Genomic DNA, 14350 nt, shown 5'->3' with positions numbered 1-14350 from the left:
GATTGTTATAGGTGTGCAGGGCGGCTCAGGCCGCCTTGGGTGGAAACCTGGGTGCGTGCAGGCCAAGCTGCATGGCGTGCTCGACCATGCCCATGATGTCCTCGTGGGCCAGGTCGAACAGGCGCTTGAGGTTCGGCAGAGTGAAATACACCGGCTGCAGGATATCGATGCGATACGGGGTACGCATGGCTTCCAGCGGATCGAACGGCTGGTGTTCCGGCTCGCTGGAAAGACTGTAGACCGTCTCCTTGGGCGAAGACAGGATGCCGCCCCCATAGATGCGCCGGCCTTGCGGGGTGTCGATCAGGCCGAACTCGATGGTCATCCAGTACAGGCGCGCCAGATACACGCGCTGCTCCTTGGTCGCGGCCAGGCCGAGCTTGCCGTAGGTATGGGTGAATTCGGCGAACCAGGGGTTGGTCAGCAGCGGGCAGTGGCCGAAGATCTCATGGAAGATGTCCGGTTCCTGCAGGTAGTCCAGCTCTTCTTCCGTACGAATGAAGGTAGCGACCGGAAAACGCTTGCTCGCCAGCAGTTCGAAAAAGGTCTGGAAGGGGATCAGTGCCGGCACCCGGGCGACCTGCCAGCCGGTGGTGGCGCCAAGCACCGCATTGATTTCCGAGAGCTGCGGAATGCGATCGTGGGGCAGGTCGAGCTGCTCGATGCCGTCCAGGTATTCCTGGCACGCGCGGCCCTCGATCACTTTCAACTGGCGAGTGATCAGGGTGTTCCACACCGCATGTTCCTGCGGCGGGTAATCGATAAAACCGTTCGCATCGGGCTCGCGGGCCACGTATTGCGTCTGTTTCATGCTGCTCTCCTGCTGAGGGCTTTTATTGTTGTGTGCGGCTTGCGCCATGCCCTTAGAGATAGCGCCTGGCTCCGTGAATTGCAGCGGTCGGGAAGGATTACAGACAGTGTGAACGAACGAATTTTGTAACGCAGACTTTACGGAAACCGCGCTGGCGCGGAAACGCGTGCTTGCGGAGCGCTGGGAATCACGGGTTTTGTAACGTATTATTTACAAATTTTCCGGCGATCCAGCAGAAAAATCGCCGCTTCCTCCTCCCTTGCAGGACTTTTCATGCGTATCAAAGTGCATTGCCAGAACCGCATCGGCATCTTGCGGGACATCCTCAACCTGCTGGTGGAATACGGCATCAACGTCGCTCGCGGCGAGGTCGGCGGTGAGCATGGCAATGCCATCTATCTGCACTGCCCGAACCTGATCAACCTGCAGTTCCAGGCGTTGCGGCCCAAGTTCGAGGCGATCACCGGGGTATTCGGGGTCAAGCGCGTCGGTCTGATGCCCAGCGAGCGGCGGCACATGGAGTTGAACGCGTTGCTCGGCGCCCTCGACTTTCCGGTGCTGTCCATCGATATGGGCGGGTCCATCGTCGCGGCCAACCGTGCGGCGGCGCAGTTGCTCGGCGTCCGGGTCGACGAGGTGCCGGGCATCCCGCTGTCACGCTACGCCGAGGACTTCGATCTGCCGGAACTGGTGCGGGCCAACAAGGCCCGGATCAACGGCCTGCGGGTGAAGATCAAGAATGATGTGTTCCTTGCCGATATCGCCCCGCTGCAATCCGAACACGACGACAGCGAGGCGCTGGCCGGTGCAGTGCTCACCCTGCACCGCGCCGACCGCATTGGCGAGCGTATCTACAACGTGCGCAAGCAGGAGTTGCGTGGCTTCGACAGCATCTTCCAGAGTTCGCGGGTAATGGCGGCAGTGGTACGCGAGGCGCGGCGCATGGCGCCGCTGGATGCGCCGTTGCTGATCGAAGGCGAGACCGGAACCGGCAAGGAGCTGCTGGCCCGGGCCTGTCACCTGGCCAGCCCGCGCGGACAGGCGCCGCTGATGGCGCTGAACTGCGCCGGGCTGCCTGAGTCCATGGCCGAGACCGAACTGTTCGGCTATGGCCCCGGCGCGTTCGAAGGCGCCCGCGCCGAGGGGAAGCTCGGGCTGCTTGAACTGACCGCCGGGGGCACGCTGTTCCTAGACGGTGTCGACGAGATGAGCCCACGCCTGCAGGTGAAGCTGCTGCGATTCCTGCAAGACGGCTGTTTCCGGCGTGTCGGCAGCGACGAGGAGGTTTATCTGGATGTCAGGGTTATCTGCGCGACCCAGGTGGATCTGTCCGAATTGTGTGCCCGTGGCGAGTTCCGGCAGGACCTGTATCACCGCCTCAACGTGCTATCGCTGCATATCCCGCCGTTGCGTGAATGCCTCGATGGCCTTTCGCCGTTGGTGGAGCATTTCCTCGACCAGGCCAGTCGCCAGATCGGCTGCCCGCTACCGCGCCTGGCCCCGGCGGCGCTGGAGCGCCTTGGCCAATATCACTGGCCGGGCAATGTGCGACAACTGGAAAACGTCCTGTTCCAGGCGGTATCGCTGTGCGATGGGGGCGTGGTCAAGGCCGAGCATATCCGCCTGCCGGACTATGGCGCGCGTCACCCCCTGGGCGAGTTCTCCCTGGAGGGCGATCTGGCGCAGATTGTCGGGCGGTTCGAAAAGGCGGTGCTCGAAGCCTTGCAGCATGAATATCCAACCAGCCGGGCATTGGGCAAGCGTCTTGGTGTGTCCCATACGACCATTGCCAACAAGTTGCGTGATTATGCGATCGGCAAGTCTGCCGGCTAATTGAATAGTTGAAAGTTATTAAAGTTTCATTAGTTCTGGCATGGCGCCTCTTTATTGAACAAGAGGCGCGCCAGCGCTGAACCAAGTGTTAGCCGTTGGAGCAGCCGTTACCCATGACGCGGTATTCGAGGATGTGTTTCCGGCCTTGGGAATCTTCATAGGTCATACGCGCCGGAACGACTTCGCAGACGTTCGGGATTTCGCTCATGGACAGGACTTTGGCGATATCCAGGTGTTGCGAGTAACTGTACTGTTCAACCGGAATCTGCTCGGCGCCGTTATTTGCCTGTTCGGCGGCCATGGCCGCGCCGCAAACACTGCCGAGTACCAAAACCAGTAAAGCTTTCATCTTAAATTTACCTGTTCAAGGTCGAATAAGGGGGCGTAGCGCTTGTGGCGCTACGTTGTAGCAAAGTAAAAGCGGAATGTTATTCCGGGATTAACTGCCTTCGTGGGGGCTGTTACCAAACGTTAATCTCGTTGCCGTTGCTGGCGAGGTGAATTCTAGGGGCTGACATCAAACCGAAACAGCCAGCGTTTTGATAAACACTGTTGGCGGAATCCGTAACAATCGCCGGGAAAAGCCTGGCAATGTCTCGTCGATAAAGCGGAACGCCCGTGCCAGAGCGGCTTTTCGGTCAGAAGTGGCGAAAAGACCATGCCGTTACTACCAACGTCGAATGGTCTGGATGGCTCTGGTACAGTTAAAACGAGGTCATACAAAAACAACTATTACACCGAGGTAACAAAGATGAGTGCGGCTTCCCTGTACCCCGTTCGTCCCGAGGTTGCGGCGAATACCCTGACCGACGAGGCTACCTACAAGGCCATGTACCAGAAGTCGGTGGTCAACCCGGACGGCTTCTGGCGTGAGCAGGCCCAGCGCCTCGACTGGATCAAGCCCTTCACCAAGGTCAAGCAGACCTCCTTCGACGACCACCATGTCGATATCAAGTGGTTCGCCGACGGCACCCTGAACGTTTCCTACAACTGCCTCGACCGGCACCTGGAAGAACGTGGCGACCAGGTCGCAATCATCTGGGAGGGCGATGACCCTTCCGAGCACCGCAACATCACCTATCGCGAGCTGCACGAGCAGGTGTGCAAGTTCGCCAACGCCTTGCGTGGCCAGGACGTGCACCGTGGCGACGTGGTCACCATCTACATGCCGATGATCCCCGAAGCCGTGGTCGCCATGCTGGCCTGTGCCCGCATCGGCGCAATCCACTCGGTGGTCTTCGGTGGCTTCTCCCCGGAGGCCCTCGCCGGTCGCATCATCGACTGCAAGTCCAAGGTCGTTATCACCGCCGACGAAGGCCTGCGCGGCGGTCGTCGCACGGCGCTCAAGGCCAACGTCGATGACGCCCTGACCAACCCCGAGACCAGCAGCATCCAGAAGGTCATCGTGTGCAAGCGCACCGGGGCCGATATCAAGTGGAACCAGCACCGCGACATCTGGTACGAAGACCTGATGAAAGTGGCCGGCAGCGTCTGCGCGCCGAAGGAAATGGGTGCCGAGGAAGCACTGTTCATCCTTTACACCTCCGGCTCCACCGGCAAGCCCAAGGGCGTGCTGCATACCACCGGCGGCTACCTGGTATACGCCTCGATGACCCACGAGCGCGTATTCGACTACCGTCCGGGCGAGATCTACTGGTGCACCGCCGACGTGGGCTGGGTCACCGGCCACAGCTATATCGTCTACGGGCCGCTGGCCAACGGCGCCACCACGCTGCTGTTCGAAGGCGTGCCGAACTATCCGGACATCACCCGTGTGTCGAAGATCATCGACAAGCACAAGGTCAACGTCCTCTACACCGCGCCGACCGCGATCCGCGCCATGATGGCCGAAGGTCAGGCCGCCGTTGCCGGCGCCGACGGTTCGAGCCTGCGCCTGCTGGGCTCGGTGGGAGAGCCGATCAACCCCGAAGCCTGGAACTGGTACCACCAGACCGTCGGCAAGGAGCGTTGCCCTATCGTCGATACCTGGTGGCAGACCGAGACCGGCGGCATCCTCATCAGCCCGTTGCCCGGCGCTACCGCCCTGAAGCCGGGCTCCGCGACCCGTCCGTTCTTCGGCGTGGTACCGGCGCTGGTGGACAACCTGGGCAACCTGATCGAAGGCGCCGCCGAGGGCAACCTGGTGATCCTCGATTCCTGGCCTGGTCAGGCGCGTTCGCTGTATGGCGACCACGACCGCTTCGTCGACACCTACTTCAAGACCTTCCGTGGCATGTACTTCACCGGTGACGGTGCCCGTCGCGACGAGGATGGCTACTACTGGATCACCGGGCGCGTGGACGACGTGCTCAACGTGTCCGGGCACCGCATGGGTACGGCCGAGATCGAAAGCGCCATGGTCGCCCACCCGAAGGTCGCCGAGGCGGCGGTGGTCGGCGTGCCGCACGACATCAAGGGGCAGGGCATCTACGTCTACGTCACCCTCAATGGTGGCGAGGAGCCGAGCGAGGCGCTGCGTCTTGAACTGAAGAACTGGGTGCGCAAGGAGATCGGGCCGATCGCTTCGCCGGACGTCATCCAGTGGGCGCCGGGGCTGCCGAAGACCCGCTCGGGCAAGATCATGCGCCGCATCCTGCGCAAGATCGCCACGGCCGAGTACGACTCCCTGGGCGATATCTCGACCCTGGCCGACCCGGGGGTGGTGGCGCACCTGGTGGAGACGCACAAGACCATGAATGTGGCTTGAGTAGTGAAGGCTGACGCGTAACCAATGTGGGAGCGGGTTCACCCGCGATTACGGTGGTGAGCCCACCGACGCCATCGCGGGTGAACCCGCTCCCACAGGGTCCGCATACCACCTGCAGGTAAAAGCCCAAGGCCCCGTAGGCAGCCAGCCTCCGGGGCCTTGGGCTTTTTTGTTACTTCGACTTTCATCGGTAACCTTTCCCACACGGCTTTCGTACAAAAACGGGGCGGAAGGAAACGGCTTCGCTCGCTCATGGTGCATGGGAAGATGAAATTTCCGACACCCAAACGGCTGGACTTGCCGTGATACAAGGCTTTGCCAATAATGGGCCCGGTTATTGCTTCAGTCATGGGTTATTTGTTTTTCGCTTTTGCATATTCCTCCGAAACTGTCAATATCTCCCGGCCGCTCTTCAAAGGCTTCTGTAACTACTTGTCGCTTTGAAGAAATATCGGCTTCCGAGCTGTCGTTAAAATGCCGATCACTCGCTCGTGACGCCTGACCCGTGGTCCGGTCCCGCGCAGCTCTGCGTTGTACTCATTCGCATAGTGGGCAGTCGTACTGCCTGGCATTGCCCTTTACCGATTGGAGTTCCCAGATGAAGAAACTCGCATTGCTTGGCGCACTGGCGCTGTCCGTGTTTTCCCTGGTGTCCGTGGCTGACGAAAAACCGCTGCGCATCGGCATCGAAGCCGCTTACCCACCCTTCGCCTCGAAAGCTCCGGATGGCAGCATCGTCGGCTTCGACTACGACATCGGCAACGCCCTTTGCGAGCAGATGAAGGTCAAGTGCACCTGGGTCGAGCAGGAGTTCGACGGCCTGATTCCGGCGCTTAAGGTGCGCAAGATCGACGCCATCCTGTCGTCCATGTCGATCACCGAAGATCGCAAGAAATCGGTCGATTTCACCAAGCGTTACTACCTCACCCCGGCCCGCCTGGTCATGAAGGACGGCACCACCGTCAGCGACAGCCTGGCCGAACTGCAAGGCAAGAAGATCGGCGTGCAGCGCGGCTCGATCCATGACCGCTTCGCCAAGGAAGTGCTGGCTCCGAAGGGCGCCACCATCGTTCCGTATGGCACCCAGAACGAAATCTACCTGGACATCACCGCCGGCCGCCTGGATGGCACCGTGGCCGATGCTACGCTGCTGGAAGACGGCTTCCTGAAGACCGACGCTGGCAAGGGCTACGCCTTCACCGGCCCGGCCTTCACCGACGCCAAGTACTTCGGCGACGGCATCGGCATCGCCGTGCGCAAGGGCGACAAGGAAAACCTGGAACGCATCAATGCTGCCATCGACGGCATCCGCGCCAGCGGCAAGTACAAGGAAATCCAGGACAAGTACTTCAACTTCGATATCTACGGTCCGGAACCCAAGTAACCGCTTTCCGTATCACCTGTGCAATGGTGCAAGCAGCAGAAGCGCTGAGGCTTGCACCATTTTTTCATCCCTAAGGTCGAGGACCTCATCATGTTGAAAGGCTACGGGGCAGTCATCCTCGATGGAGCGTGGCTGACGCTACAGCTCGCCTTGTCGTCCATGGCCCTGGCCATCGTGCTTGGCCTGATCGGCGTGGCCTTGCGGCTGTCGCCGGTACGCTGGCTGGCCTGGCTCGGCGATCTGTATGCCACGGTCATTCGCGGCATTCCCGATCTGGTCCTGATCCTGCTGATCTTCTACGGTGGCCAGGACATCCTCAATCGCGTCGCCCCGCTGGTGGGCTACGACGATTACATCGACCTCAATCCCCTGATTGCCGGCATCGGCACCCTGGGCTTCATCTTCGGTGCTTATCTGTCGGAAACCTTCCGTGGCGCCTTCATGGCGATCCCGAAAGGCCAGGCCGAGGCCGGCATGGCCTATGGCATGAGCAACGTGCAGGTGTTCTTCCGCGTGCTGGTGCCGCAGATGATCCGCCTGGCGATTCCCGGCTTCACCAACAACTGGCTGGTTTTGACCAAGGCTACCGCGCTGATTTCGGTGGTGGGCCTGCAGGACATGATGTTCAAGGCCAAGCAGGCGGCCGATGCCACCCGCGAGCCTTTCACCTTCTTCCTGGCGGTGGCCGCGATGTACCTGGTGATCACCAGTGTCTCGCTGCTGGCCCTGCGTTACCTGGAAAAGCGCTACTCGGTTGGCGTAAAGGCGGCTGAACTATGATTTTCGACTACAACGTCATCTGGGAAGCGTTGCCGCTGTATTGGGGCGGCCTGCTGACCACCCTCAAGCTGCTGGCGATTTCCCTGTTCTTCGGCCTGCTCGCGGCGATTCCGCTGGGGCTGATGCGGGTGTCGAAACAGCCCTTGGTGAATTTCGCCGCCTGGCTCTACACCTACGTGATCCGTGGCACGCCGATGCTGGTCCAGTTGTTCCTGATTTACTACGGCCTGGCCCAGTTCGCCGTGGTGCGCGAGAGTTTCCTCTGGCCCTGGCTGTCCAGCGCGACCTTCTGCGCCTGCCTGGCCTTTGCCATCAACACCAGCGCCTACACCGCGGAAATCATCGCCGGCAGCCTCAAGGCAACGCCCCACGGCGAGATCGAGGCGGCCAAGGCCGTGGGCATGTCGCGCTACAAGATGTACCGCCGCATCCTCCTGCCTTCGGCCTTGCGCCGGGCACTGCCGCAGTACAGCAACGAAGTGATCATGATGCTGCAGACCACCAGTCTCGCGTCCATTGTCACCTTGATCGACATCACCGGTGCCGCACGGACCGTCAACGCCCAGTACTACCTGCCGTTCGAGGCCTATATCACCGCCGGCGCGTTCTACCTGTGCCTGACCTTCATCCTGGTCCGCCTGTTCAAGCTCGCCGAGCGCCGCTGGCTCGGCTACCTGGCGCCGCGCAAGGGTTGAGCCCCGCGGCTAACTGATTCGCTCCGGGCGTGCTGGCGCGCCCCGGGCCTTATGAGACCGACAGCAATGTACAAACTCGAAATCCAGGACCTGCACAAGCGCTACGGCAGCCATGAAGTGCTCAAGGGTGTGTCCCTGGCCGCCAAGGCCGGCGACGTGATCAGCATCATCGGCTCCAGCGGCTCGGGCAAGAGCACGTTCCTGCGTTGCATCAACCTGCTGGAACAGCCCCATGCCGGCAAGATCCTGCTCAACAACGAAGAGCTGAAGCTGGTGGCGAACAAGGATGGCGCGCTCAAGGCTGCCGACCCGAAGCAACTGCAGCGCATGCGCTCGCGGCTGTCGATGGTGTTCCAGCACTTCAACCTGTGGTCGCACATGACTGCCCTGGAAAACATCATCGAGGCGCCGGTGCATGTGCTCGGCGTGAACAAGAAGGAAGCGCTGGAAAAGGCCGAGCATTACCTGGCCAAGGTCGGCGTGGCGCACCGCAAGGACGCCTATCCCGGCCATATGTCCGGCGGCGAGCAGCAGCGTGTGGCGATCGCCCGGGCCCTGGCCATGGAGCCTGAAGTCATGCTGTTCGACGAGCCGACCTCGGCGTTGGACCCGGAACTGGTGGGCGACGTGCTGAAAGTCATGCAGGCCCTGGCGCAGGAAGGCCGGACCATGGTGGTGGTGACCCACGAAATGGGCTTTGCCCGCGAGGTGTCCAACCAGTTGGTGTTCCTGCACAAAGGCCTGGTGGAGGAGAGTGGCAACCCGCGCGAGGTGCTGGTCAATCCGCAGTCCGAGCGGCTGCAGCAGTTCCTGTCCGGCAGCCTGAAATAACTGGTGTTGGCTTAAGGCTGCCTCTTTGCACCAAAATAGGTCATGCTGCGCTGTTTGCGCAGCGTGCGCCACGTTTGCTTAAGTCCGCCTATCATTGCGGACACCAGTTCCGGACCTCACCTCATGACCACCCAGCGAATCGGTTTTCTCATCTGGCCCAGCACCAAGGCCCTGACCCTGGCGCTGGCTGAAGAGGTGTTGCGGGTGGCGCAGAAGGTCCACCCGGAGGTGGTCTACGATCTGGCTTTCCTTCAGGCCGAGGCACCGGTCGACGGCGATTGGCGTCTGCCGGGCGAGCCGTGGAACGGGCGCCTGGACAACTGCCAGAAGCTATTCCTGCTCGCCGACGAGCCGCCGCTGACGGTGGGCGCGGCGCTGGGGGCGGCGCTCAAGCAACTGGTGCGCTCCGGTTGCGTGGTTGGTGGCCTGTCGGCCGGGGTTTATCCTCTGGCGCAGCTGGGCCTGCTGGATGGCTACCGTGCCGCAGTGCACTGGCGCTGGCAGGACGATTTCGCCGAACGCTTCCCCAAGGTGATTGCCACCAGCCATTTGTTCGACTGGGATCGCGATCGCCTGACCGCTTGCGGTGGCATGTCGGTGGTGGACCTGCTGTTGGCGGTGCTGGCCCGGGATCACGGGGCCGAGCTGGCGGGGGCGGTATCCGAGGAGCTGGTGGTCGAACGCATCCGCGAAGGCGGTGAGCGCCAGCGCATTCCGCTGCAGAACCGCCTGGGCTCCAGCCATCCGAAGCTGACCCAGGCCGTGCTGTTGATGGAAGCCAATATCGAAGAGCCACTGACCACCGACGAGATTGCCCAGCACGTCTGCGTCTCGCGCCGGCAGCTGGAGCGGATCTTCAAGCAGTACCTGAACCGGGTGCCGAGCCAGTACTACCTGGAGCTGCGCCTGAACAAGGCGAGGCAGATGCTGATGCAGACCAGCAAGTCGATCATCCAGATCGGTTTGTCCTGCGGCTTCTCGTCGGGGCCGCACTTCTCCAGTGCCTACCGCAACTTCTTCGGCGCCACGCCGCGGGAAGACCGCAACCAGCGGCGCAGCAGTTCGCCGTTCGAGCTCTCCTCCGTTCCCGCCGAGCGCGGTTGATCTTTCGGGCCTCATCGCCGGCAACGCCGGCTCCCACAGGTTTCTCTTTCAGTCGATGGATTTGTGCTCGACGCGCACTTTGGACTGCCCCCGAAAAGTTGGACAGTTTTAGCTAGCAGCTTGAGCCCTGTAATCGACAGGGCTTAGGCCGTTTAACCTCAGCTTGATGCGGTCATGGTTGTAGTAGCGGATGTACTCGTCCAGACCGGTGGTCAGCTCTTCGATGCTCTCAAACCGCTTCAAATAGAAAAACTCAGACTTGAGCGTGCCGAAGAAGCTTTCCATAGCGGCGTTATCCAGGCAATTTCCTTTGCGCGACATGCTCTGCTTTACCCCACGCTGCTCAAGTTTTTCGCGGTATTGGCGCTGCTGATAATGCCATCCCTGATCAGAGTGGATGACCAGCTTCGGCTCCTTTCCCAAGCTACTCAGGGCTTTTTCCAGCATGTTCCCCACCAGCTCATAGCTTGGGCGGCGAGCGATCTCGTAGGCCACGATCTCACTGTTGTACAAGTCCATCACTGGTGAGAGATAGAGCTTTTGCTGAGCCACTTTAAACTCCGTTACGTCAGTTACCCACTTCTGATTGGGCCGCTGGGCAATGAAGTTTCGCTCCAGCAGATTCTCGGCAATCCTGCCTATTTCTCCTCGATAGGACCGATACTTTTTAGGCCGCACGACCGCCCGCAAACCTTGGTCGGCCATCAGCCGCTCCACAACCTTCTTGTTCACCAGGATGCCTTGATTCTTGATCGCAAGCGTCACACGCCGATACCCATAGAGCCCTTTTTCCTTGTGATAGACCTGACCCACCAGCTCTTTCAGATCGGCGTGTTTATCCGGCTTTTGAAGGCTTTTGAGCTGGTAGTAGAAGGTGCTGTTCGACAACTCGACCAGGGCCAACAACGCTGACAGCGGGAATCGGGTTCGGAGTCTGGAGACGATCAGCGTTTTTTCTCTTGCCTTCGTTCCTTCTCCTCTCTCAAAGCCTTCAGCTCCTTTAGGACAGCGTTCTCCATGCGCAGATACTCGAGTTCTGCCATGAGCTGATCTCGCGGCTTCAGCGCGTCGTCAGTGTCAGTGGGTTTGAGTGGCTTGATCTTCTTGGACACGTCGGCAGACTTTTTTCGTTGAGTGGCAGTAGAGGTGGCAAGGTTGCCACTGTAGTACTGGTGCTCCCAAATGCCTACCCGGGAGGACTGTCCCAAGCCGAAGTGAGCTGCCGTTTGACGCAGGGAAAGCCGATGCTCGCGCATGTACTGCACGACCCTGCGCTTGAAATCGATGTCGTAGCGCTGACCGTGAGGTATGGGACTGATAGTGGAACGGGCTTTATAGCTCGCCACCCAGCGCCTCAGCAGGCTGAAATCGATACCGAAATGCTGGGCTACCTTTCGGAAACCATCGGTGCCCTCCAGGTAGGCAGTGATGGCTGTGAGCTTGAACTGCTCGGTGTACTTACTCATAACTCCCCCAAGGGTTGGATTAGTCTCCAACTTCTTGGGGGCAGTCCACTTTGTGGGAGCCGGCGTTGCCGGCGATGAGGCCCCTCAAATCCCGGAAAAACCATCTATCCCCCCCCCCCCAATCATCGAACACCTTGAATTTCCTGTCTTTCCCGCCTCCAACTCTCTCCCCGCCAAGCCCCCGCACCGTTTAAACTGCGCCTTTGCGAAGCTATATGTCGCATTGCCGAAAGCCTTGGAAAAACAGGGTTTGGCGCTATAAGAAGTTGTCGCTTGGCGACAAGGCCGAGTGTTCATCTCTCCTTACAATCCCCCCATCGCTCGCCAGTTCCAGGCAGGCGTTCCTCTTCAGGAGACTCCGATGTCCGTTGAGCAAGCTCCGGTGCAACGCGCCGATTTCGACCAGGTAATGGTTCCCAACTACGCACCAGCCGCCTTCATTCCCGTGCGTGGCGCCGGTTCCCGAGTCTGGGACCAGTCGGGTCGAGAGCTGATCGATTTCGCCGGCGGCATCGCCGTTAACGTGCTGGGGCATGCCCATCCGGCACTGGTCAGCGCGCTGACCGAACAGGCCAACAAGCTGTGGCACGTTTCCAACGTCTTCACCAACGAGCCAGCCCTGCAACTGGCACGCAAGCTGGTGGATGCGACCTTCGCCGACCGCGCCTTCTTCTGCAACTCCGGCGCCGAGGCCAACGAGGCTGCCTTCAAGCTGGCCCGTCGGGTCGCCCATGACCGCTTCGGTCCGGAAAAGTACGAGATCATCGCCACCGTCAACAGCTTCCACGGGCGCACCCTGTTCACCGTGAGCGTCGGCGGCCAGCCGAAGTACTCCGATGGCTTCGGGCCGAAGATCACCGGCATCAGCCATGTGCCGTACAACGACCTGGAAGCGCTGAAAGCGCAGATCTCCGACAAGACCTGCGCCGTGGTCATCGAGCCGATCCAGGGCGAGAGCGGTGTGGTCCCGGCCGACAAGGCCTACCTGGAAGGCGCACGGGCCCTGTGCGACCAGCACAACGCGCTGCTGATCTTCGACGAAGTGCAGACCGGCGTCGGTCGTACCGGCGAGCTGTACGCCTACCAGCACTACGGTGTGGTGCCTGACATCCTGTCCAGTGCCAAGAGCCTGGGCGGCGGTTTCCCGATCGGCGCGATCCTGACCACCGACGAACTGGCCAGGCACCTGGCCGTCGGCACCCACGGCACCACCTATGGTGGCAACCCGCTGGCCTGTGCCGTCGCCAATGCCGTGCTGGATATCGTCAATACCCCTGAAGTGCTCAACGGCGTGAAGGCCAAGCACGAGCGCTTCAAGTCGCGCCTGCAACAGATCGGCGAGAAGTACGGTTTGTTCAGCCAGGTCCGTGGCCTGGGCCTGCTGATCGGTTGCGTACTCACCGACGCCTGGAAAGGCAAGGCCAAGGACGTGTTCAACGCCGCCGAGCAAGAGGGCCTGATGGTCCTGCAGGCCGGCCCGGACGTGGTCCGCTTCGCCCCGAGCCTGGTGGTCGAGGATGCCGATATCGACGAAGGTCTGGACCGCTTCGAGCGCGCTGCCTCCAAGCTGACCCAGGCCTGATTCACCGCGCTGCACCTTCGCTGGCCTGCCCGGGCCAGCGAACCGATTTCCGTGGCCTGTGCCCGATGCGCACACGCCGCTTTTTTTGCGCCGACACGTCGGCCCGTATATCCGAAAGGAGTGACACCATGCTGGTGATGCGCCCCGCGCAAATGGCTGACCTGGATGAAGTACAGCGTCTGGCTGCGGACAGTCCCATTGGTGTCACGTCCCTGCCGGACGATGCCGGTCGCCTGGGCGACAAGATTTCCGCCTCGGAAACGTCCTTCGCCGCCGAAGTCAGTTTCAACGGCGAAGAAAGCTATTTCTTCGTTCTGGAAGACCTTGCCACTGGCAAGCTGGTCGGTTGTTCGGCCATCGTCGCCTCGGCCGGCTACTCCGAGCCGTTCTACAGTTTCCGTAACGAAACCTTCGTTCACGCTTCCCGCGAATTGAAGATCCACAACAAGATCCATGTGCTTTCCCAGTGCCATGACCTCACCGGCAACAGCCTGCTGACCAGCTTCTACGTGCTGCCGGAACTGGTGAACACTGCCTGGGCCGAGCTCAACTCGCGCGGACGCCTGCTGTTCATGGCCTCGCACCCGGAGCGCTTCGCCGACTCGGTGGTGACCGAAATCGTCGGCTACAGCGACGAGAACGGCGATTCGCCCTTCTGGGACGCGATCGGGCGCAACTTCTTCGATCTCAACTACGCCGAGGCCGAGCGCCTGTGCGGCCTGAAGAGCCGTACCTTCCTCGCCGAGCTGATGCCGCATTACCCGATCTACGTGCCGCTGTTGCCGGACGCCGCCCAGGAAGCCATGGGCCAGGTCCACCCGCGGGCGCAGATCACCTTCGACATCCTGATGCGCGAAGGCTTCGAGACCGATCACTACATCGATATTTTCGACGGCGGCCCGACCCTGCATGCGCGGGTCTCCGGCATCCGTTCGATCGCCCAGAGCCGGGTCGTGCCGGTCAAGCTGCAGGAGCAGCCGACCAAGGGCGGCCGCCAGTACCTGGTGACCAACGGCCAGTTGCAGGACTACCGCGCGGTATTGCTGGAACTGGACTGGGTGCCGGGCAAACCCGTTTACCTGAGCCAGGACGCCGTCGAGGCCCTTGGCGTCGGCGAAGGCGCCAGCGTGCGCCTGGTCGCGGTTTGATACTGACTG

General features: G+C 61.1%; 12 protein-coding genes. 9 read left to right on the top strand and 3 right to left on the bottom strand.

Annotated features, from left to right (window positions below; genetic code table 11):
- Nucleotides 1-25: 25 nt before the first annotated feature.
- Complete coding sequence (phhA, locus tag ACPFMA_RS20355) at nt 26-811, bottom strand: phenylalanine 4-monooxygenase (protein WP_420058342.1); 786 nt, start codon at nt 809-811, stop codon at nt 26-28.
- Nucleotides 812-1084: 273 nt separating this feature from the next.
- On the opposite strand from phhA, the gene ACPFMA_RS20350 reads away from it, so the two are divergent.
- The gene (locus tag ACPFMA_RS20350) at nt 1085-2644 is read left to right on the top strand and encodes a sigma-54-dependent transcriptional regulator (RefSeq protein WP_064301967.1); all 1560 of its coding nucleotides are present in this window, start codon (nt 1085-1087) and stop codon (nt 2642-2644) included.
- An 88-nt stretch (nt 2645-2732) separates the two neighbouring features.
- Here ACPFMA_RS20350 and ACPFMA_RS20345 read toward each other — a convergent pair whose 3' ends face one another.
- Nucleotides 2733-2993 carry a DUF2790 domain-containing protein gene (locus tag ACPFMA_RS20345; RefSeq protein WP_009404950.1) on the bottom strand — a complete coding sequence of 87 codons (261 nt, stop codon included), beginning with the start codon at nt 2991-2993 and terminating at the stop codon, nt 2733-2735.
- 402 nt (nt 2994-3395) lie between these two features.
- On the opposite strand from ACPFMA_RS20345, the gene acs reads away from it, so the two are divergent.
- The 6 genes from acs (at nt 3396) to argR (ending at nt 10145) form a co-directional block, all read left to right on the top strand.
- Complete coding sequence (acs, locus tag ACPFMA_RS20340) at nt 3396-5351, top strand: acetate--CoA ligase (protein ID WP_009404949.1); 1956 nt, start codon at nt 3396-3398, stop codon at nt 5349-5351.
- Nucleotides 5352-5949: 598 nt separating this feature from the next.
- A complete protein-coding gene (locus tag ACPFMA_RS20335; protein ID WP_064301968.1) occupies nt 5950-6735 on the top strand; it encodes an ABC transporter substrate-binding protein in 786 nt (261 codons plus the stop codon).
- Nucleotides 6736-6825: 90 nt separating this feature from the next.
- A complete protein-coding gene (locus tag ACPFMA_RS20330; protein ID WP_009399056.1) occupies nt 6826-7515 on the top strand; it encodes an ABC transporter permease in 690 nt (229 codons plus the stop codon).
- Nucleotides 7512-8210 carry an ABC transporter permease gene (locus ACPFMA_RS20325; RefSeq protein ID WP_009399050.1) on the top strand — a complete coding sequence of 233 codons (699 nt, stop codon included), beginning with the start codon at nt 7512-7514 and terminating at the stop codon, nt 8208-8210. The genes ACPFMA_RS20330 and ACPFMA_RS20325 overlap by 4 nt, the downstream gene beginning before the upstream one ends.
- A 66-nt stretch (nt 8211-8276) precedes the next feature.
- Entirely contained in the window at nt 8277-9041 is a 765-nt protein-coding gene (locus tag ACPFMA_RS20320) for an ABC transporter ATP-binding protein (RefSeq protein WP_009399049.1), read from the top strand.
- Between the two features lie 123 nt (nt 9042-9164).
- Nucleotides 9165-10145 (top strand): transcriptional regulator ArgR, encoded by a 981-nt coding sequence (gene argR / locus ACPFMA_RS20315; protein ID WP_420058340.1) that lies wholly within the window; start codon nt 9165-9167, stop codon nt 10143-10145.
- 108 nt (nt 10146-10253) lie between these two features.
- On the opposite strand, the gene ACPFMA_RS20310 is transcribed toward argR, so the two are convergent.
- Nucleotides 10254-11611, bottom strand: a protein-coding gene (locus ACPFMA_RS20310) for an IS3 family transposase (protein ID WP_425928249.1) whose coding sequence is annotated in 2 segments (ribosomal slippage) — nt 10254-11135 and nt 11138-11611 — 1356 coding nt in all. Because the reading frame shifts where the segments join, the coding sequence is not laid out codon by codon here.
- Between the two features lie 361 nt (nt 11612-11972).
- Here ACPFMA_RS20310 and ACPFMA_RS20305 point away from each other — a divergent pair.
- Nucleotides 11973-13193, top strand: coding sequence for an aspartate aminotransferase family protein (locus ACPFMA_RS20305; protein ID WP_425928547.1), 1221 nt, complete (start codon nt 11973-11975; stop codon nt 13191-13193).
- Nucleotides 13194-13321: 128 nt separating this feature from the next.
- On the top strand, nt 13322-14341 hold the full coding sequence (gene aruF / locus ACPFMA_RS20300) for an arginine/ornithine succinyltransferase subunit alpha (protein ID WP_064301971.1): 1020 nt from the start codon (nt 13322-13324) through the stop codon (nt 14339-14341).
- Nucleotides 14342-14350 lie beyond the last annotated feature (9 nt).

Source organism: Pseudomonas sp. NyZ201 (assembly GCF_049860765.1).
Taxonomy (GTDB): Bacteria; Pseudomonadota; Gammaproteobacteria; order Pseudomonadales; family Pseudomonadaceae; genus Aquipseudomonas; species Aquipseudomonas bharatica.
This window is presented reverse-complemented; position numbering and strand designations above follow the sequence as displayed.

What these genes read in the sequence shown, in the direction of transcription:
- ACPFMA_RS20320 (WP_009399049.1), top strand. Translation starts at nt 8,277, where the DNA reads ATGTACAAACTCGAAATCCAGGACCTGCACAAGCGCTACGGCAGCCAT.
- acs (WP_009404949.1), top strand. Translation starts at nt 3,396, where the DNA reads ATGAGTGCGGCTTCCCTGTACCCCGTTCGTCCCGAGGTTGCGGCGAAT.
- ACPFMA_RS20330 (WP_009399056.1), top strand. Translation starts at nt 6,826, where the DNA reads ATGTTGAAAGGCTACGGGGCAGTCATCCTCGATGGAGCGTGGCTGACG.
- phhA (WP_420058342.1), bottom strand. Translation starts at nt 811, where the DNA reads ATGAAACAGACGCAATACGTGGCCCGCGAGCCCGATGCGAACGGTTTT.
- argR (WP_420058340.1), top strand. Translation starts at nt 9,165, where the DNA reads ATGACCACCCAGCGAATCGGTTTTCTCATCTGGCCCAGCACCAAGGCC.
- ACPFMA_RS20335 (WP_064301968.1), top strand. Translation starts at nt 5,950, where the DNA reads ATGAAGAAACTCGCATTGCTTGGCGCACTGGCGCTGTCCGTGTTTTCC.
- aruF (WP_064301971.1), top strand. Translation starts at nt 13,322, where the DNA reads ATGCTGGTGATGCGCCCCGCGCAAATGGCTGACCTGGATGAAGTACAG.
- ACPFMA_RS20345 (WP_009404950.1), bottom strand. Translation starts at nt 2,993, where the DNA reads ATGAAAGCTTTACTGGTTTTGGTACTCGGCAGTGTTTGCGGCGCGGCC.
- ACPFMA_RS20305 (WP_425928547.1), top strand. Translation starts at nt 11,973, where the DNA reads ATGTCCGTTGAGCAAGCTCCGGTGCAACGCGCCGATTTCGACCAGGTA.
- ACPFMA_RS20350 (WP_064301967.1), top strand. Translation starts at nt 1,085, where the DNA reads ATGCGTATCAAAGTGCATTGCCAGAACCGCATCGGCATCTTGCGGGAC.
- ACPFMA_RS20325 (WP_009399050.1), top strand. Translation starts at nt 7,512, where the DNA reads ATGATTTTCGACTACAACGTCATCTGGGAAGCGTTGCCGCTGTATTGG.